The organism is Leisingera sp. SA32, from assembly GCF_056033425.1.
Genome location: NZ_JBVYHB010000002.1, coordinates 1 through 23,057, shown reverse-complemented (window position 1 = coordinate 23,057; position 23,057 = coordinate 1). Strand labels below are relative to the sequence as shown.

Here is a 23,057-nt window from a genome sequence, read left to right as displayed (position 1 = left end):
ATCAGAAGTCCAACTGGCGCGCGGGGAAGGAACTAGGCATTTGATGAGAGTTTTGGCGCCAATCCTGGCCCTGTGGGGGATGATACTGCCAGCCTACGGGCAGTCCGCTGGCCAGCCCGCTGGGCAACCCGTCGTGGTGGAGCTTTATACCTCGCAGGGCTGTTCGTCCTGCCCTCCGGCTGACGCGCTGTTGCACCGGCTTGCGGCGCAGGAGGGCGTGCTGCCGCTGGCGCTGCACGTGGATTACTGGGATTACATCGGCTGGAAAGACCAGTTTGCCCGCCCCGAACACACCCGGCGCCAAAAGGGATATGCACGTGTCGGCGGTCGGCGCATGATCTATACACCGCAGATGATCGTGATGGGGCAGCAGGCGGTGGCCGGCGCTGATGCGATGGAGGTGGCCACAGCCGTCAGCCGCCATCAGGCGCAGCCGCGCCTGGTGGCTCTGACGCTGGCGCGCGGGGCCGGTGACCTCACGATCACCCTGGAGGCCAGGCAACCGCTGGAGGCGGCAGAATTGCGGGTGCAACTGGTGCGCTTTCAGCCGGAGCGCCACGTCAACATCACCCGCGGAGAGCTTGCCGGTCGCAGCTACACCTACGCCAATGTGGTGGAGGACTGGCAGGAGATTGCGGATTGGGATGGCCGCGCGCAGCTGTCGCTTACCGTGCCGCTCAGCGGAGCGTCGCAGGCCGCAGTTTTGGTGCAGGAAGCCCCGTATGGGCGGATTCTGGCCGCAGCACGCGCACCCTGACCCCGCAACCCGACAGGGCCAGCAGGCGGCGCCATCCTGAAGCTGTCGGTTTTTAGTTAACCCTGGGGGTCGGCAGGCGCCGGTTGCCGTGCGCCGAGGGGTTTCCAGCGGCGGTGGATCCAGAACCATTGCCCGGTGTGCTGGCGCACGATGGACTCGAGGTCGGCGCTAAGCGCTTTGGTCATGGTCATCGGGTCACTGTGCGGAATTTCCGCGTTCATGACGATCTCAAAATCCAACCCGTTGTCCTGACGCACCGCGTAGACCGGGATCACCGCGGCATCGTACTTCAGCGCCAGCTCGGCCGGGATGGTCGAGGTGACGGCGGGCTTACCGAAGAAATCGATCCAAGCCCCGCCGTGAGCGTGCAGGTCGGTGACGATGGCAACGATGCCGCCCTTTTTCAGGTGGCGCACCAGTTCGACCATGCCGCGCTTGCCCTGTTCGAACATTAGCCCGTGATTGGATTTCATCGCATCGACATAATGCGCGTTGAAATAGGGGTTCGCCATGCGCCGATACAGTGAGCCCATTTCGTGGCCCCGTGCCACCAGTGCCGCCCGCGCGGCGTCGTAATTGCCGAAATGCGCGGTTGCCAGGATCACCGGCCGCCCTTGCGCGCGCGCCGCTTCCAAAGCTTCCAGCCCAGGTCCGCGAAATGGCGCCGCCTTGGCGCGATCATAAAACGCTTTGCCCGCATAGAGTTCGGCGATCATGCGGCCGGCGTTGTTGCTGACCTCACGATACAGCTGGTCAGCGTCCAAATCCGACAGCTGCGGGCTGACATGAGCCAGGTTCTTGCGCACCCGCTTGTCGAACCGGGCCAGTCGTCCCAATGCAGTGACCAGCCGCCCCATCAGCGGCACCCGCAGGCGATAGGGCAGCAGGCGCGCGCCCATGAGCAGCCCGCGCAGTAACAGGTTGCTGCCAAAATATTTGACATGGCTCCAGATGGAGAGCTCAGAAGGATCTTTGGGCATATCGTCAGGATGGCTGCAAGGCCGACAAGCGGCTGGAATTCCGCATCATAAATGCTGTGCGCGGTCGGTACAAGCCGCAGCGGCCGCTGTCCGGCCGCGACGTCGCGGCGCCGGGGCGCGCGCGAGGCCGCGTCGGCATTTTAGGCGGCCTCTTCTTCCTCGTCTGATTTCAGCTCGATCTCGCCGGTGGCGATCAGGTCGCGCAGGGCGGAGATGATAATGCCAAAGGCCGCTTCGCCGTCTGCCCGTTTCACCTTGCCGCGTTCTGCCACTTCCTCGCGAATGTTGTCGGCCATCCGGCTGGACATGTTTCTCAGCAGGAACTCGCTGGTGGCCACATCTGCCTCGTCGGTGGCAAAGGCCATGGCGGTGACAAGATCCGGCTGCGCCAGCACGCGCATCAGCTTGGGCACGTCGATCGGGTTCATGCGTTCGCCGATCAGCGCATAGGTGAAGATTGCCTTGCGCACCTTGATGGCAAACTCCTCGTCCTGCTCGTCCAGCGCGGACAGCACTTCGTCGCGCTTGGCGGCGGCGGCTTCGGTCAGGATGGCGCCCATGCGCTGTCCCGGTGTCTGTTCGAACGCCACCTCGGGGCGCGCCTCGACCTGCGCGGCGAGGGACAGGCCGATGCGGTCCACCGTTTCCGGGGTCACGCTGGCGGTCTGGCTGACCGCATAGGTGATACGACGTGCGGTCGGGCCGGGCAGGTGGACAAGCATCTGCGCCGCCTTGGCGGTATCCAGTTTCGACAACAGAACCGCGGCAACCTCGGTGCTTTCGGCCTGGGCCAGCTCGGCCAGATCCTCAGGCGGCAGCTGCTTCAGCCGTTCCCATGGGTCGCCAAACTGGCGGACCCCGGCCTCTTTGCGCAGGCGGCTGTGGGTATAGCGGCTGATCTTGCCCTCCATCGCCGACAGCGCCCCGGCCAGGCCATTGGGGAAGTGCAGCCCGACATTGTCCAGAAGATCGGCAAATTCATCAGCGACCGAATTCAGCGTGTTGCGATCGACGATGCGCATCTTGCCCATCTGCTGGGTCAGCTCCAGTTGCAGATCGTCCGGCAGCTCCTCCAGCGGGATTTCCGCGCCCTCGTTCAACAGCAACCGCACGATGATCGCGGCCTTGGCCTTGCCGCTGAGACCGGCCGCCCCTGCGCCCGTTGCGGCAGGCATAGCCCCTCCGCCCAGCGGGGCCGGGGCGGCAAACCCGCCCAGATCCGGCCCGTCATTGCCCATTGGAAGCGCCAGCATGTTGTCTTGAGGCATTCTCGCACCCTAGCATGAAAAGATTCTTCTTGATTAGATGCAGGATACGCCAGAAGCGGTAAAGAAAGGCTGAAGCCTAGTAGCTGAAAGAAGCGCCTGTTTCCAAGGCTTTGCGCAGGGAGATCTCGGCCCAGCTGCCGCTGCCACCGCGCGCGCGGATCTGTTTCCACTGGGCCAGCGCCAACCCGAGGCGCCCCTGGTCGACGAACCCTTGCCCCATGTAGGACCGTGCCAGGTTGTTGTCGGGATCGCGTACCAACGCCTGATCGTAAAACGCCTGCGCTTGCGCAATGTTACCCAGCTTGCGATGGGTGAAGCCCCAATAGGTCAGCACCAGGCTGTCCTTCTGGTCGGGCATCGCTGCCAGCACCGCCTGTGCGTCGGCAAGCCGCTCCGCATAAGCGAGCTCGCGCGCGGCATCCAGCAGCTCTTGCGCATCCAGCGAAGATTTCCGTGGCCGCACGCAGCGCTTCTTCTGTTCGTCCCAAACCCGTTTGCCCTTGCAGGTCTTGGTTGTTTCAGACGGTTTCGGAGGGTTGAAGTCGTTGCCACCTGCGGCGGCTACCGCTTGCGGAAAACCCAGGCTGAACGGCAGGCTCAGACTGGTGGCCAGGGCAGCGGCCAGGGCAAAAGAACGCATGGTTCAGCCTCCTGAAAAGGGCGTGTCTCCGGGAAACCTATCCCAACATGTGGCAGTCGGGCGAGTTTGTTTGCTTCACAAATTCGACACCTGCGCCGCTCAGCTGTCGAGGGGTTGTGCAAGTCCCAACACCAGACGGTGGCGCAGAGCGTCGAAGCGGGCCTGGGTCCGTGGTTTGGTCAGTGCCACTGATTTTTGAATGTGCAGAAGCTCCAGAAGCAACCGCGCCCGCAAATGAAAATTCAGCAAGGGGCGGCTGAGAGGCTGCCGGTAGGTTTTGAAAAAGAAGGTGACACTGGCGCGCCGTATACCGCCGGGCCCGATGTCCTCAGCCGCGCGCGGGTTGTTCACATCGCTGCTCAGCAGGTCAACCACATCATAGAGGGCGGGCTTTTCCGCGCTGTACGCCAGATCGAGCCCGCAGACAGTTCCCTTGCCCAGGATCAGATTGCCGCCATGAAAATCACCGTGGGAAAATACTTGGACGCAAGGACTGGCCTGAAAGTGCTGCGCCTCGGCCTGAAGCTGGTCCAGAAATGCGGTGTAGTGGGTCGGCCGGGCATAGATACCGTCGGCGCTGATCAGCCTATCGATTTCTTCGAAAATCCAGTTCGTCCAGATGTTTGTGGGCGCAGCCGGACGAAAATGGTGAAGGTGGTTCAACCAGCTTCCACACCGTCTGAAAACCTGATTGGCCTGCGCTTGGGACTGCGGATGTTGCAGCATGTCCGTGGCCGTCCGGCCCGGTACGAAAGTGGTGATGTGAAAGCTCTTGTCTTCGCCAAGGTAAACCGGTGTGGGAACGCCCAGACCTTCTGTTCTGGCAAAGTATGGCTGCAACCGGTTGAACAGTGAAAACTCCCGTACGATCCAACGGCCATTGGGCTGAAAGTCCTTCTTGAGCACCAGATTGCCGCCGCTTTCCTGCACGAGAAAAAACACCATCTGATGGCGCCCGGCATCTTTGGATTTGTGGATGCACGTAACGTTGACCTTCCCGCGTTTGCCGGTGGCATGCTGAAACTCCTGCACGTGGCGCTGGATCAGGGTTTCATCAAAGTCGGCAAAGAGCTGCATGATCGATTGGAACAACCCTGTCAGGATAGGAGCACGTTCTTTCCGAGGTAACACGCGCTGGTGAACAAAGAATGAAAAACGCCCCATCATTCCGACGGGGCGTTTGTAGGACGTTTGCTGTGCTGTTGGCGCGGCCGGTTTATGCGCCAAACACCCGCTTGAAGATCGTGTCGACATGTTTGGTATGATACCCCATGTCGAATTTCTCGTTGATCGCCTCTTCGCCCAGCGCGGCGACCACATCGGCGTCTGCCAGCAGCAACTCGCGGAAATCGACCCGATCTTCCCAGACCTTGAGCGCATTACGCTGCACCATCGCATAGGCGTCCTCACGGCTGACACCGGCTTGGGTCAGCGCAAGAAGCACCCGCTGCGACATCACGAGGCCGGGGAACTTGTTCATGTTGTCCAGCATGTTTTCCGGGAATACCAGCATCTTGTCGATAACGCCGGCCAGACGGTGCAGGGCAAAATCCAGCGTGACGGTGGCGTCCGGACCGATGCCGCGCTCGACCGAGGAATGCGAGATGTCACGCTCGTGCCACAGGGCCACGTTTTCCATCGCCGGGATCACCGCCATGCGGACCAGGCGCGCAAGGCCGGTGAGGTTCTCGGTCAGGACCGGGTTTTTCTTGTGCGGCATTGCCGAGGAGCCTTTCTGCCCCATAGAGAAGAACTCAGCCCCCTCCAGCACCTCGGTGCGCTGCATGTGGCGAATTTCCACCGCGACGTTTTCGATCGACGAGGCGATGACACCCAGTGTCGCAAAGAACATCGCGTGGCGATCGCGCGGGATCACCTGGGTGGAGATCGGCTCAGGCCGCAGGCCAAGCTGTTCGCAGACGTGTTCCTCAACCCGCGGGTCGATATTGGCAAAGGTGCCGACGGCGCCGGAGATTGCGCCGGTGGCGACTTCTTCACGCGCGGCCAACAAGCGGGCGCGGTTGCGGTCCATTTCGGCGTAGAAACGGGCAAAGGTCAGGCCCATGGTGGCGGGCTCGGCGTGGATCCCGTGGCTGCGGCCGACGCGCACGGTGTCCTTGTGCTCCAGTGCGCGTTTCTTCAACGCGGCCAGCAGTTTGTCCATGCCCACCAGCAGCAGGTCGGCGGCGCGCACCAGCTGCACGTTCAGGCAGGTGTCCAGCACGTCGGAGGAGGTCATCCCCTGGTGCACAAAGCGCGCTTCCTCGGAGCCGACATGTTCGGCCAGATGGGTCAGAAAGGCGATGACATCGTGCTTGGTGACGGCCTCGATCTCGTCGATCCGGGCGACATCGAACTCAACGTCCTTGGCTTTCCAGACCGCGTCTGCGTTCTCACGTGGGATCACGCCGAGGTTGGCCATGGCTTCGCAGGCATGGGCCTCGATCTCGTACCAGATCTTGAACTTGGTCTCGGGGGACCAGATGGCAACCATATCGGGGCGGGAATAGCGGGGGATCATGGGCGAGGGCACCTTTTCGTGTGACTGGGCAGCTACTGGATTGCGTATGGGCAGCTAATGGGGAGCAGATGCCCGGCCACATAGATCAACAGGCGCAAAACAGCAAGGCTGGGCAAGCGGGATGAGGCAGTTTGCCCAGCTTTGACAGCGGTCTCCGTTCAGGCCGTTCGGCAAAGGCTCCCGCCTGCGCTGCGTGCATTCAGGGGAATGCCCTGGCGCAGTTGGGCGTGGCACCGCGCTTGCGCGGTGCCACGCCCAAGGCCGCAGGCTTTGCAGGTTTCCTGCAAGGTCCGGGCGCGGGAGAGCCTCTGTCCATTTGGGCTGGCATTCAGCCTGTTACAGTCTCAGACGCCTCGACATGGGTGATGACCCGGGCGCCACTTTCCAGCGTGCGGTGGACCGGGCATTTGTCGGCGATCTCCAGGAGTCGCGCCCTCTGCGCATCGCTCAGCGGGCCGCAGAGGCGGATCCTGCGGGTGAACTGGTCGATCTTGGCCGGACCGCTGGGCAGCGCGTCCTGGGCGTGGACCTTGTCGTGGCTGATGTCGACACTGATGCTGTCCAGGGGCCAGCCCTTTCGGCGGGCATACATGCGCAGCGTCATCGACGTGCAAGCGCCCAGCCCGGCCGAGATAAAGCCATAGGGCGACATGCCTTGGTTGCGGCCGCCATAGGCCAGCGGTTCGTCCGCAAGGACATGATGATGCGGACCGGACTGAATGTCCTGGAGGAAGCCGTCAGGGTCGGCCTCTGTCACCCGCACGATGCCCTCGGGCGCGCCGGGGGGCGGAGCGGGCGGTGTCATCTCGACGTAGCGTGCGGCCCAGGTTGCAATCACCTCTGCGGCATATTCCGCATCCTCGGCGCGGGAGATCAGGTGGTCGGCATCGTCCAGCGTGACAAAGCTCTTGGGATGTTTGGCGGCGGTAAAGATTGACGCGGCGTTGTCGATGCTGACAGTGTCGTCCCGCGGCGCATGGAGCACCAGCAAGGCGGCCTTCAGCCCTGCGATTGCAGGCGCCAGAGCCTTGGATTTGATATCTTCGACAAACGGCTGGCCGATCACGAAGGGGCGCCCGCCCAGCGAGACCTCAGCCTGGCCTTTGGCTTCGATCTCCGGCAGGGCGGCGTCGAAATGATGCGCAACATGGCTGGGGTCAAAGGGGGCGCCCAGTGTCACCACGCCGCGCACCGACGCAATGTCCGCGCGTGCGCGCAACACCGCCGCCCCCCCAAGCGAGTGACCAATCAGCAGCGACGGCGCCATGTCGCGACCCGCCAGATACTGCGCCGCCGCGACCAGATCCTCGACGTTTGAGGTGAAGGTGGTATTGGCGAACTCGCCCTCTGAGTGGCCCAACCCGGTGAAATCAAACCGCAGCACCGCGATTCCCATTGCCGCCAGTCGTCCGGCAATGCGGCGGGCGGCGGGGATATCCTTGGAGCAGGTAAAGCAATGGGCAAACAGGGCCGTCGCCAGCACCGGCCCCTCCGGCAGATCGAGGCGGGCGGCGAGACTGGTTCCGGCATGGCCGGCAAAGCGGATGCGTTCGGTGGGCATGGGCATGGCCTTTGTTCTGTGCTGGGACTAGACTGTGGGCGCAACGCAGGCAGGACAAGACCGTGCCGCACAACGTCACGGGATGGTGAAGGCGAATGAGTGTCGAACGGATCAGCGGCATCGGGTGCTTCGACCCCAAAGACGCGCGCGACCGGCGGATGTGGCAGCGGCTACACGCATTTAGCACGGAGGAGCCGCAGGCTTTCGGTCGCAACCCGGCCACCGGCCATGTAACCGGTTCTGCCTTCGTGATGTCCGATGACATGGACCACGTGCTGCTGACCCACCACCGCAAGTTGGACCGTTGGCTGCAGCTTGGCGGTCATTGTGACGGCATCGCCGATGCGGCGTTCGTGGCACAGAAAGAAGCCTATGAGGAAAGCGGATTGACCCGTATTCGGCTGCTGTCGCCCCAGGTGTTCGATGTCGACATCCATCAGATCCCGGCGCGGGCGGGTGAGCCTGCACATCTGCATTACGACGTGCGTTTCCTCTTCGTTGCCGAAGCTGGCAGCATCCGCGCCAGCAGGGAGTCCAAGGCATTGGCCTGGGTTCCGTTGACGCAACTGGGTGAGATAACAGACAGCCCCGGCGTGTTGGTTTTGCGCGACAAGTTGGCGGGGTTTCAGCAGGATTGCTGACCCCGGACTTGCAGCGGATCGCGCTGACGGTGCCTTGCGGCGGGAAAAATCGTGGGCACGTGCAACTTGCAGATGGCAAATACTGTTTCAGCTGCTACCCCTTGGGCATGACGCAGATTCTTCAGACCACGATCCCCTACGACCCGCTGAACGCGCGCAAACTGCCCGGTGTGCAGCCATTGGCGCCCGAACACTGGATCCAGCGCGACGAGGCTTATGCGGCCCAGATCGCAGAGCGCGAACGCCTGCTGGCCGCCCGGCGGGATGAGGTGCTGCGGCTTCACCCGGCGGCGCTGCCAGCCGCAAACGAGCTGTTGGAACTGGTGCTGGCGGCTGGGGAAACTGTGCAGGATGGGACCGTTGTCCGGCCCGATGGCAGCAGGGTGGCGTTGGACTGGGACGATCCTCTGGCCTGCCTGGGGCGGATTGCGCAGCAGGACTTCTGCATCCTTGAAAAACCGCCGGAGTCTGCCGAACACGTGCTGACCGGAGCGGTTTTGTGTTTCCCGGCAAGCTGGACCCTGGCGGAGAAATTCATGCGACCGCTGACCGCCATCCATGGGCCCGTCGACAGCTACGATGCGGGCATCGCGGCGCGGGTGCAGCGGCTGTTCGACGGGGTGCAGCCGGGGCGACCGCTGTGGCGGTTCAACGCGCTGTGGTACACGGACCCGACGCTGTTTCAGCCTCGCAGTGAACGGGCGCCGCGGTCGCAGGACGACCCAACGCAGGCGGGGTTTCTACGCACCGAGCGTCAGGCCATCCTGCGGCTGCCACGGACCGGCGCGGTGGTGTTCTCGATCCATACGAGAATTGTGTCACGGGCGGATGTGATGCGCCAATGGGGCCAGGGCGAGGCCGCCAGCGCCATTGGCCTGTGACGCCGCTGCAAGATCCGACGTGCGCCTCTCAGGGCAGCAGCGGGCGAGCAGCCTGTACCGTTCCTGCGCTGTCCAGGAACAGCAGTAGTGCAGACAGCAGCAGAAGATGGCCAACAAAGCGCATCCGCCCCATGTCCCCAAGGCTGAGCGTGGCGCGGGCGGTCTGGCTTAGACGCCGAACCAGTCCCCCAGTGATCTGGGTAATCCCGGCGACACCGGCGATGCGACCCTCGGCGCCGCCGCCGGTGCCAAACGCCTGTTTTGTCGACACCGTCGATGCCTGCTGGGTGCCGCCGATCAAGAACGCCTGAGCATCCTTCCGATAGGCTGACGCGGCGTCGGCATCACGCTGTCGTCTGCGTGCGCGTGCTCGCTGGGTGGCGAGATGCGGGTCATAGTCACCGCGGCGAACGCCGGCTGCGCGAAAGACACGGTCGCAGTGGGCTTCCAGTGCTGGCGCGGCCTGCTCAACCGGGGTGAAGCACGCGCGGCCCCGCAGCCGTCTGGGCTTCGACCCGCGCTGCGGCGCCGTTGCGCTCTCTGCGATGGTCGTCGGCCCGGCGGCAGGGGGCGCTGTGGCAGCTGCCACGAGCGGGGCTGTGTCCGTGTTGGATTGGGCAGATGTGAACGCGTTCTGCTCAGCCGAAACCTCTGACTTGGGTGCAGGGGCGGGGTCGAAGGCGCTCAGGAACTGGTCGCAGCTTAGAACGACCGGCGCCTGCTGCCATTCGACCGAGGTCGCCTCCAGCGCCGCGATCAGTCGGCGCAGTATCTCGGCCAGCACCAGTTCGCTGATTTCCCTGTCACAATGTTCCGGGAACGCCGGGGTCAGTGACAAGTCCAGCAGCGCCGTCGGCTGCATGACATGGCTGGCCAGCCGTCTGGCCCGGCGCAGCGGCACCCGCCGCAGGCGGAGAGCCACCAGATAGGTGTCGCATTGCAGCCGGGCGGCGTTTTCGGCGCGCGCCTCGATCGCTTCGGCCGGATGACCAAAGTCCTCGAGCGCGTCAACGACAACCGAAACTGCCGCGGCCAGGGTGCCGCTGTCCCGTCTGTCCAGCCCAAGTCTGCCTGTAAATTGCACGTTCTCTGCCACTGTTTCTACCACTGTCCGGATCCTCCATTCAGGGTGCCGTTGGGAGAACGATAAAATTTGAACGGGTTGAAAGTAGGGCAGATTTCGGCCTGTTGATCGCAAATTCTCAGCAGTGGCTCCGAAATTGGGGCATTGTTTAAGTTTCTGTTGTTATGTGGAATTTTTGTCAAATTTGCACGATGCGACGGGGAATGCGGCCCAACTGTGGCACCGGGCCGACATATTGGCGCCGCAAGGTTTACAATGACGCGGGAATCGCGCGCACTATGTGGTGCGCTGTCGTACGCCGTCAGCCGTCGATCTGGCGTCCCATGATCGCCAGCGACTGCTGATAAACCGTGGCGGCATTCCATTCCTTCAGAACGCGGTAGTTAGGCTGCCCCTGCTGGTAGCCCTTGCCGGGTTTCCAGCCCTTCTGGCGCAGGTAATGCGCGGTCGAGGCCAGCGCGTCGCCCATATCGTAGAAATCCACCCGCCCATCGCGGTTCCAGTCAACGCCATAGCGCAGCGCATTGCCGGGCAAGAACTGGGTGTGACCCAGCTCACCGTGCTTGGCACCTTTGGTGGCCGTTGTGATGGCACCCTGGTCCACCAGTTTCAGCGCCCCCAGCGCATGCGGGCGGAAAAAGTCCGAGCGGCGGCAGTCGTAGGTCAGCGTCACGATTGCGGAGACCACCTGACTGTCGCCCATGTAGTTTCCAAAGGCCGTTTCCATGCCGTGGATAGCAATCAGAATGCCGGCAGGGACGCCGTATTTGCGCTCGAGCGCGGCATAAAAGTCAGCGTTGCGCGCTTTGCGCTTGCGCCCCTGCGCCACAATGGTGGCGGCGCCGCGGATCTGCATGAATTTCTCGAGCGAGTACTTGAAGCTTTTCTGGTTGCGGTCGGCGGCAATGGTGTGGCGGGCATATTGCGCGTTTGCCAGCGCCTGAAGCCCGGCCTTGCGCACGCCGGCACGTTTTGCCTCGCGGCTGAACGCCTGTTTCCAAGCGTCGAAACCGGCAGAGCTGTTGCCGCAGGTCGCGGCCACGGCGGGGGAGGCAAGGAGGGTGGAAATCAGGGCAGGTGCAATCAGCCGGCGCATTGGGACACTCTCAGCAGGGAACAAGTCCGGTCAGCCTAGCGCGCCCTGCGTGCTTGTCTAACGGGAAATCCTGCCGGAACTTCCCATCCGCGCCAAACCGCCGCTGCGGTCAGGCAAAGGCGGTTCCGGCAGCCAGAGCCAGCCCGTCGGCCACCGCCGTCATGGCGTTTTGCGTCTCCAGCCGCGCGTTGGGGCAGAGCTCTTGCATCTGCGACTGAACCGCCGCCAGCAGCGAAGAGCCGCCCACCAACACGATCCGATCCACCCGCTCTGGAGCAACCCCCGCGAGGTGCAGGGTTTCCTGCGCACAGACGCCGATGGTGGCCGTCTGCGCCGCCAGGGTGTCGTTCATCGCGGCCGCATCCAAGGGGACCGACAGGCCCCGCTCCAGCAGACGCAGGTCGATACCGCCATCGGCCTGCGAACCATTGGCGCGAATCTTGCCTCGTTCCACCGCAAAGGCCAGCTCGTGGCCCAGCTCATCCTCCAGCACCGAGACCAGTCGGGAGAGCTTCTCCGGTTCCACTGCATTTGCCGCGAGATCCTGCGCTGCACGGCGGCTTTCCGGGCTGTACAGAAATGGGATCATCTGCCAGGTGGCCAGGTCGTTAAACAGGCGGTTTGGCGCGGGCAGAGTTCCGCCGCCGAACGTGTTGCGGATCTGGGTGCCGCGGCCCAGCAGCGGCATCACATGCTGAATACTGAGCTGGCGATCAAAATCGGTGCCGCCCAGTCGCACACCATGCGAGGCAAGGATGCGCGTGGCCCCGTCCGCGCCCTGTTCAAAAGCGGTAAAATCCGAGGTGCCGCCGCCGATGTCGACAATCAGGCCCAGCCCCGGCGCAGGCACCGAAGCGCGCAGCGCGGCTTCGGGTTCATACATGAACATCACGTCTTGAAACCCGGCCTCCAGATAACAGGCGCGCAAATCGGTCTCGGCCTGGGCATTGCGGTCCTCATCCTTGGAGTGAAAGCGCACCGGGCGGCCCGACAGCGCGTGGGTGAACTCCATATGTGTGGCGGTTTCGGCGCGGGACTTCATTGCCGCCAGAAAGCGCGCGATCAGACTGGCAAAGCTGATGCGCTCACCGCCCAGACGGCGTTCCTCATGCAGCAGCGACGTGCCCAGCAGGCTTTTGAGCGCGCGCATGAAGCGGCCTTCCTCGCCGCTGATCAGGGCGCGGGTGGCACTGTGGCCGATGCGCATTGTGCGGCTGTCCTCCTCAAAGAACACGGCGGTGGGCAGGGTTTGTTCACCCGGCTCCATCTCTACCAGCCAGGGGCGGCCCGCCACCGCAATCCCCGCGGCGGAGTTGGAGGTGCCAAAGTCGATGCCGAGAGTGTTGGGGGCAGCCATGGGCAGGCTCCTGCGTTAGGGTCCGGGCGGGCCTGATTAGCGGCAGGTACGGCAAGGATCAACCGCACAGTGAAGTGCAATGAAAAAGGGCGCCCCGCGGGGCGCCCTTTCCATCATCAGTAGACCAGCTCAGCAGCTGTAGTACATGCCGAACTCAACCGGGTGCGGGGTGTGCTCGTACTTGTAGACCTCTTCCATCTTCAGCTCGATATAGCCGTCGATCTGGTCTTTGGTGAACACGTCGCCTTGCAGCAGGAAGTCGTGGTCCGCAGCCAGCGCATCCAGCGCTTCGCGCAGGCTGCCGCAGACGGTCGGGATGCCTTCCAGCTCTTCGGCCGGCAGATCGTACAGGTTCTTGTCCATGGCTTCGCCGGGGTCGATCTTGTTCTTGATGCCGTCCAGACCAGCCATCAGCAGCGCTGCAAAGCACAGGTAGGGGTTTGCGCTCGGGTCGGGGAAGCGGGCCTCGACGCGCTTGGCTTTCGGGCTTTCGGTCCACGGGATCCGCACGCAGCCGGAGCGGTTGCGGGCCGAATAGGCGCGCAGAACGGGCGCTTCAAAGCCGGGAACCAGACGCTTGTAGGAGTTGGTCGAGGGGTTGGTGAAGGCATTCAGGGTCTTGGCGTGCTTCAGGATGCCACCGATGAACCACAGGGCCTCGTCCGACAGATCGGCGTATTTGTCGCCTGCAAACAGCGGCTTGCCGTCTTTCCAGATCGACATGTTCACGTGCATGCCGGTGCCGTTGTCGCCATAGATCGGTTTCGGCATGAAGGTCGCCGATTTGCCATAGGCGTGCGCGACGTTGTGGATCACGTATTTGTACTTCTGGAGCTCGTCGGCCTGTTTGGTCAGGCTGTCAAAGATCAGGCCCAGCTCGTGCTGGCACGACGCAACCTCGTGGTGGTGCTTGTCGACCTTCATACCCAGGCGTTTCATGGTGGACAGCATTTCCGAGCGCAGATCCTGCGCTTCGTCGGTGGGGTTCACCGGGAAGTAGCCGCCCTTGAGGCCCGGGCGGTGGCCCATGTTGCCCATCTCGAACTCGGCGTCGGTGTTCCAGGAGCCGTCGGTTGCGTCGACCTCATAGGACACCTTGTTGATGGTGTTGGAGTACCGCACGTCATCGAACAGGAAGAATTCCGCCTCGGGGCCCATGTAGGCCACGTCGCCGATGCCGGAGGACTTAAGGTAAGCCTCGGCCTTCTCGGCGGTGCCGCGCGGGTCGCGCTCATAGGCTTCGCCGGTGTCGGGCTCGACGATGGAGCAGTGAATGCACAGGGTCTTTTCGGCGTAGAACGGATCCACATAGGCGGAGGTGGTGTCCGGGATCAGTTTCATGTCGGAGTTTTCGATCGACTTCCAGCCGGCAATAGAGGAGCCGTCGAACATGAAGCCCTCTTCCAGGAAGTCCTCGTCCACCAGATCGACGTCCACGGTCACGTGCTGCAGCTTGCCGCGCACATCGGTGAAGCGGATGTCGACATAGGCGATGTCTTCGTCCTTGAGTGTCTTGAGAACTGCTTCTACGCTCATTCCCTCGGTCCTTTTTGTAGAGAAATCTTTTGGTGTTCTGGTGCGTTACAGCGCGTCGGGCCCGGTTTCGCCGGTCCGGATGCGGATGGCTTGCTCAACCGGCGAGACAAAAATCTTGCCGTCGCCGATCTTGTCGGTCTTGGCAGCGTCGACGATGGCCTCGATCGCCTGGTCGACCTGATCGTCGTCCAGCACAACCTCGACCTTTACCTTGGGCAGAAAATCCACCACATATTCGGCGCCGCGGTACAGTTCGGTGTGGCCCTTTTGGCGACCGAAGCCCTTGACCTCGATCACGGAAAGCCCCTGCACACCAACGTCCTGCAACGCTTCCTTCACCTCATCCAATTTGAAGGGTTTGATGATGGCTTCGATCTTTTTCATCGGTGTGGCTCCTCACAAGCTTGTTGTGGATGTCATTTCATTTCTAAATGGGGGCAGCAATGCGTGGCTGTGGAGCTGCGGCAATAGTGGGCAGGTTTTGTTCGCTAATGCCTAAAAGATAATCAGAGCGCTCAAGAATTGCACAAAACTGAATCGGGGGCAAAGAATGGCTGACATTCTGACCACAGCCCAGATGCGGGCCATCGAACAGTCCGCCATCGCGTCTGGTGTCGTGTCCGGGCAGGAGCTGATGGAGCGGGCCGGGCAGGGTGTCGTCGCGGCAATCATGGAGATCTGGCCGGATTTAGCGGACCCGCGGGGGTCGGCCTCCGCCCCCCCCCCCGTGTCCTTTCAGAAAGGTGAAGGTCCGCGCCGCGCTGTTGTGCTGTGCGGGCCGGGCAATAACGGCGGCGATGGTTTCGTGGTGGCACGGCTTCTGAAGGGCTGCGGTTGGGATTTGAAGTTGTTCCTGTACGGGAACCCGGACCAACTTCCGCCCGATGCGCATGCGAACTACCTGCGGTGGGCGGAGGTCGGAGCGGTTGCGGAATGGGATCAACAAGCCATTGGCCAGGCCGTTGCAGGATCCGACACCAGCCGGCTGGTCGTGATCGACGCCGTGTTCGGCATTGGTGTGAGCCGGGACCTGCCGTCAGACATTACCGCGACGTGGGGGCGGTTGACGCCATTCCTGCGTCGTGGCCATGCGCCCTCCCCGCAAGGCAGAGTGGTCGCGGTTGACCTTCCCAGCGGGATTTGCGGGGATAGCGGCAGGGATTTCGGCGCCTTGCCTGCGGATCTGACGGTCACGTTCCATGAATTGAAGCATGGGCATGTCACGGCACGCGGACCGGAGGTATGCGGTAAGGTAATTGTCAAAGATATTGGGTTACGAGAATGGAAAGATTGAAAAGGCGGAGCGGTGATGCAGCCAATTGAACGAGAGACCTTGCCGGACCTGCAAAAGGTGGTGGGTCACAAGTATGCCAATGGCCACGCGTTGGTTCTGTCGGGTGGCCACGGGAAATCCGGTGCGGCGCGCCTTGCTGCACGGGGTGCTTTGCGGATCGGGGCAGGGCTGGTCACTGTCGGTTCGCCGCGCTCCGCGATGTTTGAGAACGCCGCCAACCTCACCGCAATCATGTTGCGTCAGATTGATGGGGCACATGGTGTCAGCGAGCTGCTGGAGGATGCGCGGTTCAACGCCGTGTGCCTTGGGCCAGGTTTGGGGCGGGGCGCCGATACCCAGGCGGTGGTGATGGCGGTGCTGAAGGAAGCGCGCGCCACGGTGCTGGACGCTGATGCGCTCACTCGGTTTGAACTGAAGCCGGAGGCGCTGTTCCAGATCCTGCACGAGCACTGCGTACTGACGCCGCATGGTGGCGAATTTGCCAAGCTGTTTCCGGATCTGGCTGAAAGACTGAATGCCGCCGCCACGGCTGATCGGGCCTATTCCAAGGTTGAGGCCACTCGCGAGGCTGCTGAACGCGCAGGCTGCGTGGTGGTATTCAAGGGGGCAGATACAGTAATCGCCGCGCCGGACGGTCGCTGTTCCGTGAACGCGGCATCGGGTTCTCGGGCCGCACCCTGGCTGGCGACTGCCGGGTCAGGCGACGTGTTGGCGGGGTTCATCGCCGGGCTGATGGCGCGCGGATTGTCCCCGATGCAGGCGGCAGAAGCCGCTGCCTATGTCCACGTCGAATGCGCGCTCGAGTTTGGGCCCGGCCTGATCGCCGAGGACCTGCCGGAGCAGATCCCCGCGGTGCTGCGCAGGCTGGGTGGGTAGCGCGCCAGATCAGGCTGCGGGGCGCAGATCGTCGGTGGATTGCATTGCGGCTGCGGCCAGCTCCAGCCCGCCTGCAAAAATCACGTGCGGGCGCGCAAACTCCAGCACGACCAGCTCGGTCATCTGCATGCCAAGGTCGCAAATGTGCTCTCCGTCGACGAGCTCATAGGCCGGGACAACCGCTTGGGGTTGGCCAAACAGGGCCTGCGCACGCCAGTCGCGCAGCAGCACAGGCTGGTCCCAAGGCAAAATCTGGTCGCCGCCGTCCGCCATGGGGTTCACAAAGCGAACGGTCTGCACCATGGCTTTGCGGCTGCGCACCGCCATCACCTTGGCTGAACCGCCGGTGCGGGTAAGGAGGTGGTCGCTGGCACCGATGCTCTCTGCTCGACGCGTGCCGCAGTCGGTCCTGACACAGGTGCCGTGTGGCAAGGTGATGATCTGGCGCCCTTGGAACAGGCGACGGGGCTGGATACGGTCTCGCAACCCCAGCCGCGCGCGCAAGGCTGCATTTTCAATCTGTTTCATTGTGTTCTCGCTTTGTCTGCCTCAGACGTTTTCCGTGAATTTACGGCAGAAGCGGAATCAAGGCCCAGCCCTTTCGGGCGGAAACTCGCTCATCTCCCTGATTATTGATAGACATTGTTGCCTAAATGCACAGGGGGGGCGGCGACCGGACCTGATTTTTCCGCTCGCATATGGCTGCAAGCTTTGTTATTGAGCGCGGCACGCGGGGGCGGAAGCCTCCGTGGTTCGTGCGGGTGTGGCGGAATTGGTAGACGCACCAGATTTAGGTTCTGGCGCCGCAAGGCGTGGGGGTTCAAGTCCCTTCACCCGCACCACATTGATTGTTCTGAAAAAAATCGAGTTGTTTCTGGGCGGCGCTGCGACGTTGACTCACAGTGTTTTACACTTTGTTTTACACTCTGGATTTTGTTCTCACTCCGTTTTTGTTCTGTTCCGACGTAGCTGAGCGGTCTTTGAGAGCTGCTTTTGCCTGGCTTGCTGGCGGTACTTCTTCACCATTTCCAGAGATCGGTGGCCGGTTACGGATTGAATCTCTGTGTCAGAGCATCCGGCTTCCGCCAGCTCTTTGGCAGCGGTGTAGCGCCAGCCATGAATCACAAAATCCTCGGCCCCGATCATCTTGCGGACCTCGGCCACAAGGCTATGCGCGCGTCTCTTGCCGAGATGCTGCGTCAGGTTCTTGGCCAAGATGTGCTTTCCAGTGCGAGGTAAGCGTTCCAAGAAGCTTTGCAGTCGATGCGGGCAGAAGATTGACAGACGTGCGCCAGTTTTCTCCTGCACAACGTCCATGAAACCGCCATTGAAATGAGCCCATTCCATCGCGACCACATCACCGATTCGCTGCCCGGTCCCGATGCACAGCTCATAAATCGCGCGCTCCAGTGTCAGCCCGTGCTGTTCGCAATAGCGTTCATATGCCGCCAGCTTTGATTCCGGCCAGGCTTCATAACTGCCGCCCTTCAGCTTTTCGACGCTCTGGGCGGGGTTGGCGGTGATCCACTCAAGATCAATGGAGTGACGGGCCAGAATCGAAAGCTGTTCGACCATGGCATTCGCCTTGCGCCATTGGTCTGCATACTTGTCCCGTGCTGCGATAACATGCTTGCGGCGCAGTTTGGTGAAGTCCTTTGGGCCGTTCTTTTCGCGGAGCAGCTCTAGCATGCGGCGGTACTCAGCCTTTGTGCTTGCGATCAGCCCTTTGAACCGCGGTGTCTGGTAGTAGCTGGTAATAAGGGCGTCAAAGGTGGTTTTGACTGTCGTCTTGTGCTGGCCCGACCGGATGGCCCAGTATTCCCGGTCAAATTCCTCGCTATCAGGATCGTCGGGCAGGCGGATCATGGTCTTCCCCTTGCGGAACTACCAAAAGTCCTTTTCGCCGCGCCGGATCCGGGCGAGGTAAGGTTTTGACCTCTTCTTTACCATTCGAAATCTTCACTCAGCATGGCGCCTTAGCTGATCGCCTTAAGCTGTTTCACGAACCTGCGTTCGATCTTGCCGCCGATCTTTACCGGTTTGGGCAGGCTGCCCGCTTTGACCAGGGCGCGGAATTCCTTGAGCGGCATATCCAGCATCTTAGCTGCCGTGCTTTCGCGCGCTAGGATTTGGTTTGCTGTGGTCACGGATACCATCTCCTGGTTCGGTATTCGCCGGAGCGCAATTTCGTTGCGTTATATGTCTTCATGCTGCCCGCTCCTGCTCGGTCGCCCAGCCGCCCCACTGGTCGGCCATGGCGGCGGCGATGCCGGGGAACGTCTTGCTGCGCAGCTTCCAGCGATCGTGGCCGGGGCTGGCGCGGTGAAAGGCGGACCAGCGCTTGTGTTCCTCCGTGCCCTTCGCTGGCGGTTCCAGGCGGTTCGTCGGTTTGAGCGGCGGCAGGCCGCGCAGATAGAGCCCGGGCGTTTTGAAGGCCGGGTCGCCAAACCACCATGGCTGCACGTGTTGGGCAGCGGGCTGGTAGTTCAGGATCCGCTCCTTTGCATGCCGATGCATGACCGGGTTCTCGACCGCCACGCGTTCGATGGGTGGGTTCCAGCAGGCAAGGTGCCTGTGGGGGTGAAGATCGCGCTGGTGTCCTGGACCTACAATGTGGGCGTGGCTGCGGCCTGCCGGTCGACCTTGGTGCGCAAGGCCAACGCAGGCGATCTGCGGGGCGCCTGCAATCAGCTGCCGCGCTGAAACCGGGCAGGGGGGCGGGTGATCCGCGGCCTGACCAACCGCCGCCTGTCGGAGCGATCAATGTGCCTGCGGGCGCTGGATGCGGAAGCATGAGAGGGGCGGTCGTTCTGGTTGCCTTCGCGGCTTTGGCATCTGCGGTCGGCGTTGGTTACCGCCAAGGCGGCGCGGACTGCCGGGCGGATCACCAGCCGCGCGACCTGGCGCAGACCGAAGCATTTCGAAAGCTGGAGGCTGCCCGCATCAAGACTTTGCGCGCTCCCGATGAACTTTCACGCCAACTGGAGGAGAAGGCCCATGCGGATCCTGCTGCTGTGCCTCGCTGTCTCGGCCCTGGCCGGGTGCGGCGGCTCAACGCGCTACGCTGAGGCTGTGGACCCGTGCGCGGTGCCGGTGCAGAACCCTAGTGGCTGGCTCAGCGATCAGCGGGTAGAGCTCATGTGGTCCCGAGACTGGCGCGCGCTGCTGGATTGCGCCGACAAGGTCCAGGTCCTTTCGAGGCGAAAGCTCGGCCAATAGGTGACTGTTTCAGAATATTGTCGGCGAGTGGACCCCTAAGCGTGATGGGGAATTTCAGCGTGACTTATTTGCCATGCTTCAGTACACTTTGTGGGCATACGTCTGTTAGACAAAGTTGAAGAGTTATGAACCGTGCCTGTTTTTTAAATGTGTGTGGCACTTCCGCTGGGGGACTAATAGCGACGACATCTACTGCCGACAAAGTCGTTGAGGTCTTTGGCACATTTCTTCCGTTCCTTTCGCAGGAACTCTACATCGTGCTAGGCGTGTTCCTTGCAGGTGTTTGGGGCTACGCGAAGCTGTGTCAAGGAGGCCAGAATGTCTGAGGGCTTACTTCAATTAAACTTTTTTCGTAACTTTACTGTGCTGGATTGGACGGGGTGGGCCTTTCTGATGCTTTCGACGTTGTCGGGCTGGAGTGTGCTTTCATTGCCTAATCATCTCACCGCAACCCTTTCTCTCACTGGCTTCGTCATCTTAGGGGCTTCCGCAGCCATAAGTTATCTTTCGAAGAACAAGTAGGCATTGCTGCGATCTCTGGTCTTTTAGGGGCGCCTGGTGTATTTGATGCATGTTTAACGCTGTCATCGATTGGGTATGCAGGCCAGATTCCCTCCGGCTTTCAAAGCTTTCTGGAAACTTTGCGCGTTTCACTTCGCCACTACAGTTTAGAAGCCGAGGTTGCGCGGTTCCTTAGTGTGGCGGCGGATGTCCTTCAGCCGCCTGCGTCGCGGTCGTTCTCGATGCCGCTGAGTTCGCCGGATGTTTCCTGCGCTTCGTCACCGTCGTGACGGCCTGCGTCTCCTTCCCATGTCCCTTCGCTACGTACCGCGTCTTTCACTTCGGGCGGCAGTTCGCGGGCTAGGTCTGCGACCGGTGGGTCGTCGCGATCAACGGGTTCCTCCCGGATGTCACGCTGTGCACCTGGGGTTACAACCGTCAGGTCTTCCGTTTCGGCTGTCGATACAGGCTGTGTGCTGTCGGTGGTTTTATCGGCCATGGTAAGTCTCCTCTAAGGGCGTAACGCATGCGAAAGGGAAAGGTTCATTCTAGGGGGGTGAATAAGTCTTTGGTGCCACGAAGGCCTTCCTATTGCTCGTCGTGCCCATTGTGCATGAGCTAAAGCCATTGCCGCGCGATGCACGAAGGGCTGGGAGCTGACCTCCACTGTCAATCGGCACGGAACTTTGACCCCCTGTAGGCATCCGAAATTGAACCCCTGTTTGACGTGCGGTTGGCTGGCCCGATGCGGCGCAGCCTCCACACAGCGAAGCCGTATCGGGCCAGCGTCGGCTCGACTATTCTCGGGTTTTGAAGCGCCAGCTCTCGCTGCCTGTTTCGACGATGTCGCAATGGTGGGTAAGGCGGTCGAGCAGTGCAGTGGTCATTTTGGCGTCGCCAAAGACCGAGGGCCATTCACCGAAGTCGAGGTTGGTCGTCACGATGATCGATTTGCGGTCGTAGAGGCGGCTAATGAGATGGAACACTAACCACCGGTTCGTGCGAAGGGAAGATAGCCAAGCTCGTCGAGGATCAGGAAGTCGCGGCGGCACAGCAGATCTGCCGTGCGCCCCTGTCGGTCGGCGCGGGCTTCCGCATCGAGTTTGTTCACCAGGTCCACAACGTTGAAGAATCGCCCCCGTCTGTCGCGGCGGATGCACGCCCGGGCGATACTGACGGCCAGGTGGGATTTGCCGGTCCCTGTGCCGCCGATCAGCACGACGCTGCGTTGATGCTCAAGGAACTCGCCGGAGGCCAGATCGCGCACCAGCGTTTCGTTGACAGGCGTGTCCTCGAAGCTGAACTCGTGGACCTCCTTTGCGAGGGGGAGCTTGGCAGTTGTCATCTGGTATTTGATCGACCGGGCCTGCTTCTCGCTGATCTCGGCGTTCAGCAGATCGCCGATGATCTGTTGCGGTTCGTGCTGATGCTTCACCGCAGCTGTGAGGATCTCATCGTAGGCGGCCTTCATGCCGTAGAGCTTCAGCTGGCTCATCGCATCCAGCACCTGTGATCTTTCCATGGTTGGGCCTCCTGAGGCTGTCGTAGCGTTTGCAATCAGCCACGGTCTGGCAGGTCAGTCGCAACGCGTCCGGCGTATCAATGGTCAACGGCGGCGGCGGTTCACGATATCGGGCCAAGATGTTGATGAAGTCTGAGGCGGCGGGGACGCCTTCGTTCAAGGCTTTGGCACAGGCAGCATCCACAGCATCCAGCCCGTCGGTTTGGATCATGCTCAGGATCTGAACCATCTGGCGGTCACCATTCGGCACCTTGTCAAGCTTGCGCTGCACTCGCCTGATCGCGGGCGGCAACTCCCAGTCCTTGAACGGCGCCCCATTCCTGTGGGCACCGGGCTTGCGGGCCAGCATTGGAATGTAGTGCAGCGGATAGTAGATGGCCTTGTCGCGCCCGAAGGCTCGATCATGCTGCCCTACGATTTTGCCGTCCTGTCAGAACTCGACCCGCTCGGCATAGGCGCGGATCTCGACTGGCCGGCCGACGGCGCGGCCCTCCACCGAATAGCGGTTCTTGTCGAACCGGACGAGACAGGTCTTCGAGACTGACGCCGGAACAGCGTGGAATCCATCAAAGGGGCCGACATATGGCACCAGACTCGCCCGCTCGCCCTCGAAGACCTCCCAGATCGTGCGGTCTCGAAGCTCCTGATGCGGATGAGATTTGGCCCAAGCAACGCAGCGGTCCTCGAGCCAGGCGTTTAGTTCGGCGTAGCTCTTAAACTTGGGCCTGGGCACGAAGAAGCGACGCCGGACAACGCCGACCTGGTTCTCGACCTGTCCCTTCTCCCAGCCCGATGCCGGTGCGCAGGCAACGGGATCGACAAGATAATGCCCGCACATCTGCTGGAAACGCCGATTGTAGTGCCCTTTGCAAAGTTCTGGGATCTGCTATCCCGGCGGCGGTCCAATGCTGCGCGAGAGATGGCAGGAGCAGACTTTCGCCGCAGGAGCAGCCAGCAAGAATCGTAGAACGGAAGTGATGCGGGACCCAGCTGCCATTCGCTTAAGGCTACGAAGGTCTGCTACAGGTTCTATAGCGATGCTGTCATTTCACGCCAACGTATCGCCTGTTCCGGCGATCAGCCGACGCAACATCGATGCGAACTGATCCATCTCTTTGAACCGCGCCGGGTTTGCCGGAGGCTGATTTCAGTTAGTTACGCGGCTCGTGCCTCAGTTTCCAGAGCGGCGTAGAAATTGGCCTCTGCTTCTTTTGCCGGAGGCTGATTTCAGTTAGTTACGCGGCTCGTGCCTCAGTTTCCAGAGCGGCGTAGAAATTGGCCTCTGCTTCTGCCGGCGGAATGTTCCCGATAGGCTCGAGCAGA

At 61.9% G+C, this 23,057-nt stretch carries 20 protein-coding genes, 1 tRNA gene and 4 pseudogenes; 7 read left to right on the top strand and 18 right to left on the bottom strand.

All coding sequences use genetic code 11. The features are described from left to right. Positions 1-43: 43 nt before the first annotated feature. Positions 44-757 (top strand): DUF1223 domain-containing protein, encoded by a 714-nt coding sequence (locus AC0IPL_RS02710; RefSeq protein ID WP_474272020.1) that lies wholly within the window; start codon positions 44-46, stop codon positions 755-757. Positions 758-813: 56 nt separating this feature from the next. On the opposite strand, the gene AC0IPL_RS02705 is transcribed toward AC0IPL_RS02710, so the two are convergent. The 6 genes from AC0IPL_RS02705 to AC0IPL_RS02680 form a co-directional block, all read right to left on the bottom strand. Then, a complete protein-coding gene (locus tag AC0IPL_RS02705; RefSeq protein WP_474272018.1) occupies positions 814-1,737 on the bottom strand; it encodes a lysophospholipid acyltransferase family protein in 924 nt (307 codons plus the stop codon). A 140-nt stretch (positions 1,738-1,877) separates the two neighbouring features. Further along, on the bottom strand, positions 1,878-3,005 hold the full coding sequence (locus tag AC0IPL_RS02700) for a flagellar motor switch protein FliG (RefSeq protein WP_474272017.1): 1,128 nt from the start codon (positions 3,003-3,005) through the stop codon (positions 1,878-1,880). A gap of 76 nt (positions 3,006-3,081) precedes the next feature. Then, complete coding sequence (locus AC0IPL_RS02695; RefSeq protein WP_474272014.1) at positions 3,082-3,645, bottom strand: hypothetical protein; 564 nt, start codon at positions 3,643-3,645, stop codon at positions 3,082-3,084. Positions 3,646-3,744: 99 nt separating this feature from the next. After that, entirely contained in the window at positions 3,745-4,872 is a 1,128-nt protein-coding gene (locus AC0IPL_RS02690; protein ID WP_474272012.1) for a phosphotransferase family protein, read from the bottom strand. Further along, positions 4,862-6,166 (bottom strand): adenylosuccinate lyase, encoded by a 1,305-nt coding sequence (gene purB, locus AC0IPL_RS02685; RefSeq protein ID WP_474272010.1) that lies wholly within the window; start codon positions 6,164-6,166, stop codon positions 4,862-4,864. The genes AC0IPL_RS02690 and purB overlap by 11 nt, the downstream gene beginning before the upstream one ends. 328 nt (positions 6,167-6,494) lie before the next feature. Next, positions 6,495-7,727 carry a bifunctional alpha/beta hydrolase/OsmC family protein gene (locus tag AC0IPL_RS02680; protein WP_474272008.1) on the bottom strand — a complete coding sequence of 411 codons (1,233 nt, stop codon included), beginning with the start codon at positions 7,725-7,727 and terminating at the stop codon, positions 6,495-6,497. Positions 7,728-7,822: 95 nt separating this feature from the next. On the opposite strand from AC0IPL_RS02680, the gene AC0IPL_RS02675 reads away from it, so the two are divergent. Both AC0IPL_RS02675 and AC0IPL_RS02670 read left to right on the top strand, forming a co-directional pair. Beyond that, entirely contained in the window at positions 7,823-8,368 is a 546-nt protein-coding gene (locus AC0IPL_RS02675; protein WP_474272005.1) for an NUDIX hydrolase, read from the top strand. 107 nt (positions 8,369-8,475) lie between these two features. Continuing rightward, positions 8,476-9,249, top strand: a complete 774-nt coding sequence (locus AC0IPL_RS02670; RefSeq protein WP_474272002.1) for a heme-dependent oxidative N-demethylase family protein — start codon at positions 8,476-8,478, stop codon at positions 9,247-9,249. A gap of 28 nt (positions 9,250-9,277) precedes the next feature. On the opposite strand, the gene AC0IPL_RS02665 is transcribed toward AC0IPL_RS02670, so the two are convergent. The 5 genes from AC0IPL_RS02665 to AC0IPL_RS02645 all read right to left on the bottom strand — a co-directional run bounded on the left by AC0IPL_RS02665 (position 9,278) and on the right by AC0IPL_RS02645 (position 14,706). After that, positions 9,278-10,357 (bottom strand): hypothetical protein, encoded by a 1,080-nt coding sequence (locus AC0IPL_RS02665; RefSeq protein ID WP_474272000.1) that lies wholly within the window; start codon positions 10,355-10,357, stop codon positions 9,278-9,280. Between the two features lie 277 nt (positions 10,358-10,634). Beyond that, complete coding sequence (locus tag AC0IPL_RS02660) at positions 10,635-11,429, bottom strand: lytic murein transglycosylase (protein WP_474271998.1); 795 nt, start codon at positions 11,427-11,429, stop codon at positions 10,635-10,637. Between the two features lie 109 nt (positions 11,430-11,538). Beyond that, positions 11,539-12,786 (bottom strand): Hsp70 family protein, encoded by a 1,248-nt coding sequence (locus AC0IPL_RS02655; RefSeq protein WP_474271996.1) that lies wholly within the window; start codon positions 12,784-12,786, stop codon positions 11,539-11,541. 129 nt (positions 12,787-12,915) lie between these two features. Beyond that, the gene (glnA, locus tag AC0IPL_RS02650; protein ID WP_474271994.1) at positions 12,916-14,322 is read right to left on the bottom strand and encodes a type I glutamate--ammonia ligase; all 1,407 of its coding nucleotides are present in this window, start codon (positions 14,320-14,322) and stop codon (positions 12,916-12,918) included. A gap of 45 nt (positions 14,323-14,367) precedes the next feature. Beyond that, entirely contained in the window at positions 14,368-14,706 is a 339-nt protein-coding gene (locus AC0IPL_RS02645; protein ID WP_008554830.1) for a P-II family nitrogen regulator, read from the bottom strand. A 166-nt stretch (positions 14,707-14,872) separates the two neighbouring features. Between AC0IPL_RS02645 and AC0IPL_RS02640 the strand changes: the two are divergent. Then, positions 14,873-16,492: pseudogene (locus AC0IPL_RS02640) on the top strand (NAD(P)H-hydrate dehydratase). A 9-nt stretch (positions 16,493-16,501) separates the two neighbouring features. Here the strand turns inward: AC0IPL_RS02640 and AC0IPL_RS02635 are convergent. Next, a complete protein-coding gene (locus AC0IPL_RS02635) occupies positions 16,502-17,020 on the bottom strand; it encodes a Hint domain-containing protein (protein ID WP_474271992.1) in 519 nt (172 codons plus the stop codon). Positions 17,021-17,249: 229 nt separating this feature from the next. Here AC0IPL_RS02635 and AC0IPL_RS02630 point away from each other — a divergent pair. Continuing rightward, positions 17,250-17,334 (top strand) — tRNA-Leu (locus AC0IPL_RS02630). A gap of 97 nt (positions 17,335-17,431) precedes the next feature. On the opposite strand, the gene AC0IPL_RS02625 is transcribed toward AC0IPL_RS02630, so the two are convergent. The 3 genes and pseudogenes from AC0IPL_RS02625 to AC0IPL_RS02615 all read right to left on the bottom strand — a co-directional run. Next, on the bottom strand, positions 17,432-18,358 hold the full coding sequence (locus tag AC0IPL_RS02625; protein ID WP_474271989.1) for a tyrosine-type recombinase/integrase: 927 nt from the start codon (positions 18,356-18,358) through the stop codon (positions 17,432-17,434). A gap of 110 nt (positions 18,359-18,468) precedes the next feature. Then, on the bottom strand, positions 18,469-18,639 hold the full coding sequence (locus AC0IPL_RS02620; protein ID WP_474271987.1) for a helix-turn-helix transcriptional regulator: 171 nt from the start codon (positions 18,637-18,639) through the stop codon (positions 18,469-18,471). 58 nt (positions 18,640-18,697) lie between these two features. Continuing rightward, a pseudogene (locus AC0IPL_RS02615) lies at positions 18,698-19,057 on the bottom strand (hypothetical protein); the annotation flags it as partial. Between AC0IPL_RS02615 and AC0IPL_RS02610 the strand changes: the two are divergent. Together AC0IPL_RS02610 and AC0IPL_RS02605 are read left to right on the top strand one after the other, a co-directional pair. Then, positions 18,998-19,195, top strand: coding sequence for a glycoside hydrolase family protein (locus AC0IPL_RS02610; protein WP_474271985.1), 198 nt, complete (start codon positions 18,998-19,000; stop codon positions 19,193-19,195). The pseudogene AC0IPL_RS02615 and the gene AC0IPL_RS02610 sit on opposite strands and share 60 nt — an antisense overlap. A 294-nt stretch (positions 19,196-19,489) precedes the next feature. Continuing rightward, positions 19,490-19,711, top strand: a complete 222-nt coding sequence (locus AC0IPL_RS02605; protein WP_474271983.1) for a hypothetical protein — start codon at positions 19,490-19,492, stop codon at positions 19,709-19,711. Positions 19,712-20,426: 715 nt separating this feature from the next. Here AC0IPL_RS02605 and AC0IPL_RS02600 read toward each other — a convergent pair. From AC0IPL_RS02600 to AC0IPL_RS02590, 3 genes and pseudogenes are all read right to left on the bottom strand, one after another. After that, positions 20,427-20,711: a hypothetical protein gene (locus AC0IPL_RS02600; RefSeq protein WP_474271981.1), complete on the bottom strand. Its 285-nt coding sequence runs from the start codon at positions 20,709-20,711 to the stop codon at positions 20,427-20,429. Positions 20,712-21,009: 298 nt separating this feature from the next. Next, positions 21,010-21,734, bottom strand: a pseudogene (istB, locus tag AC0IPL_RS02595) (IS21-like element helper ATPase IstB). Continuing rightward, positions 21,664-22,593: pseudogene (locus tag AC0IPL_RS02590) on the bottom strand (Mu transposase domain-containing protein); the annotation flags it as partial. The pseudogenes AC0IPL_RS02590 and istB, both read right to left, overlap by 71 nt. Positions 22,594-23,057: the final 464 nt, after the last annotated feature.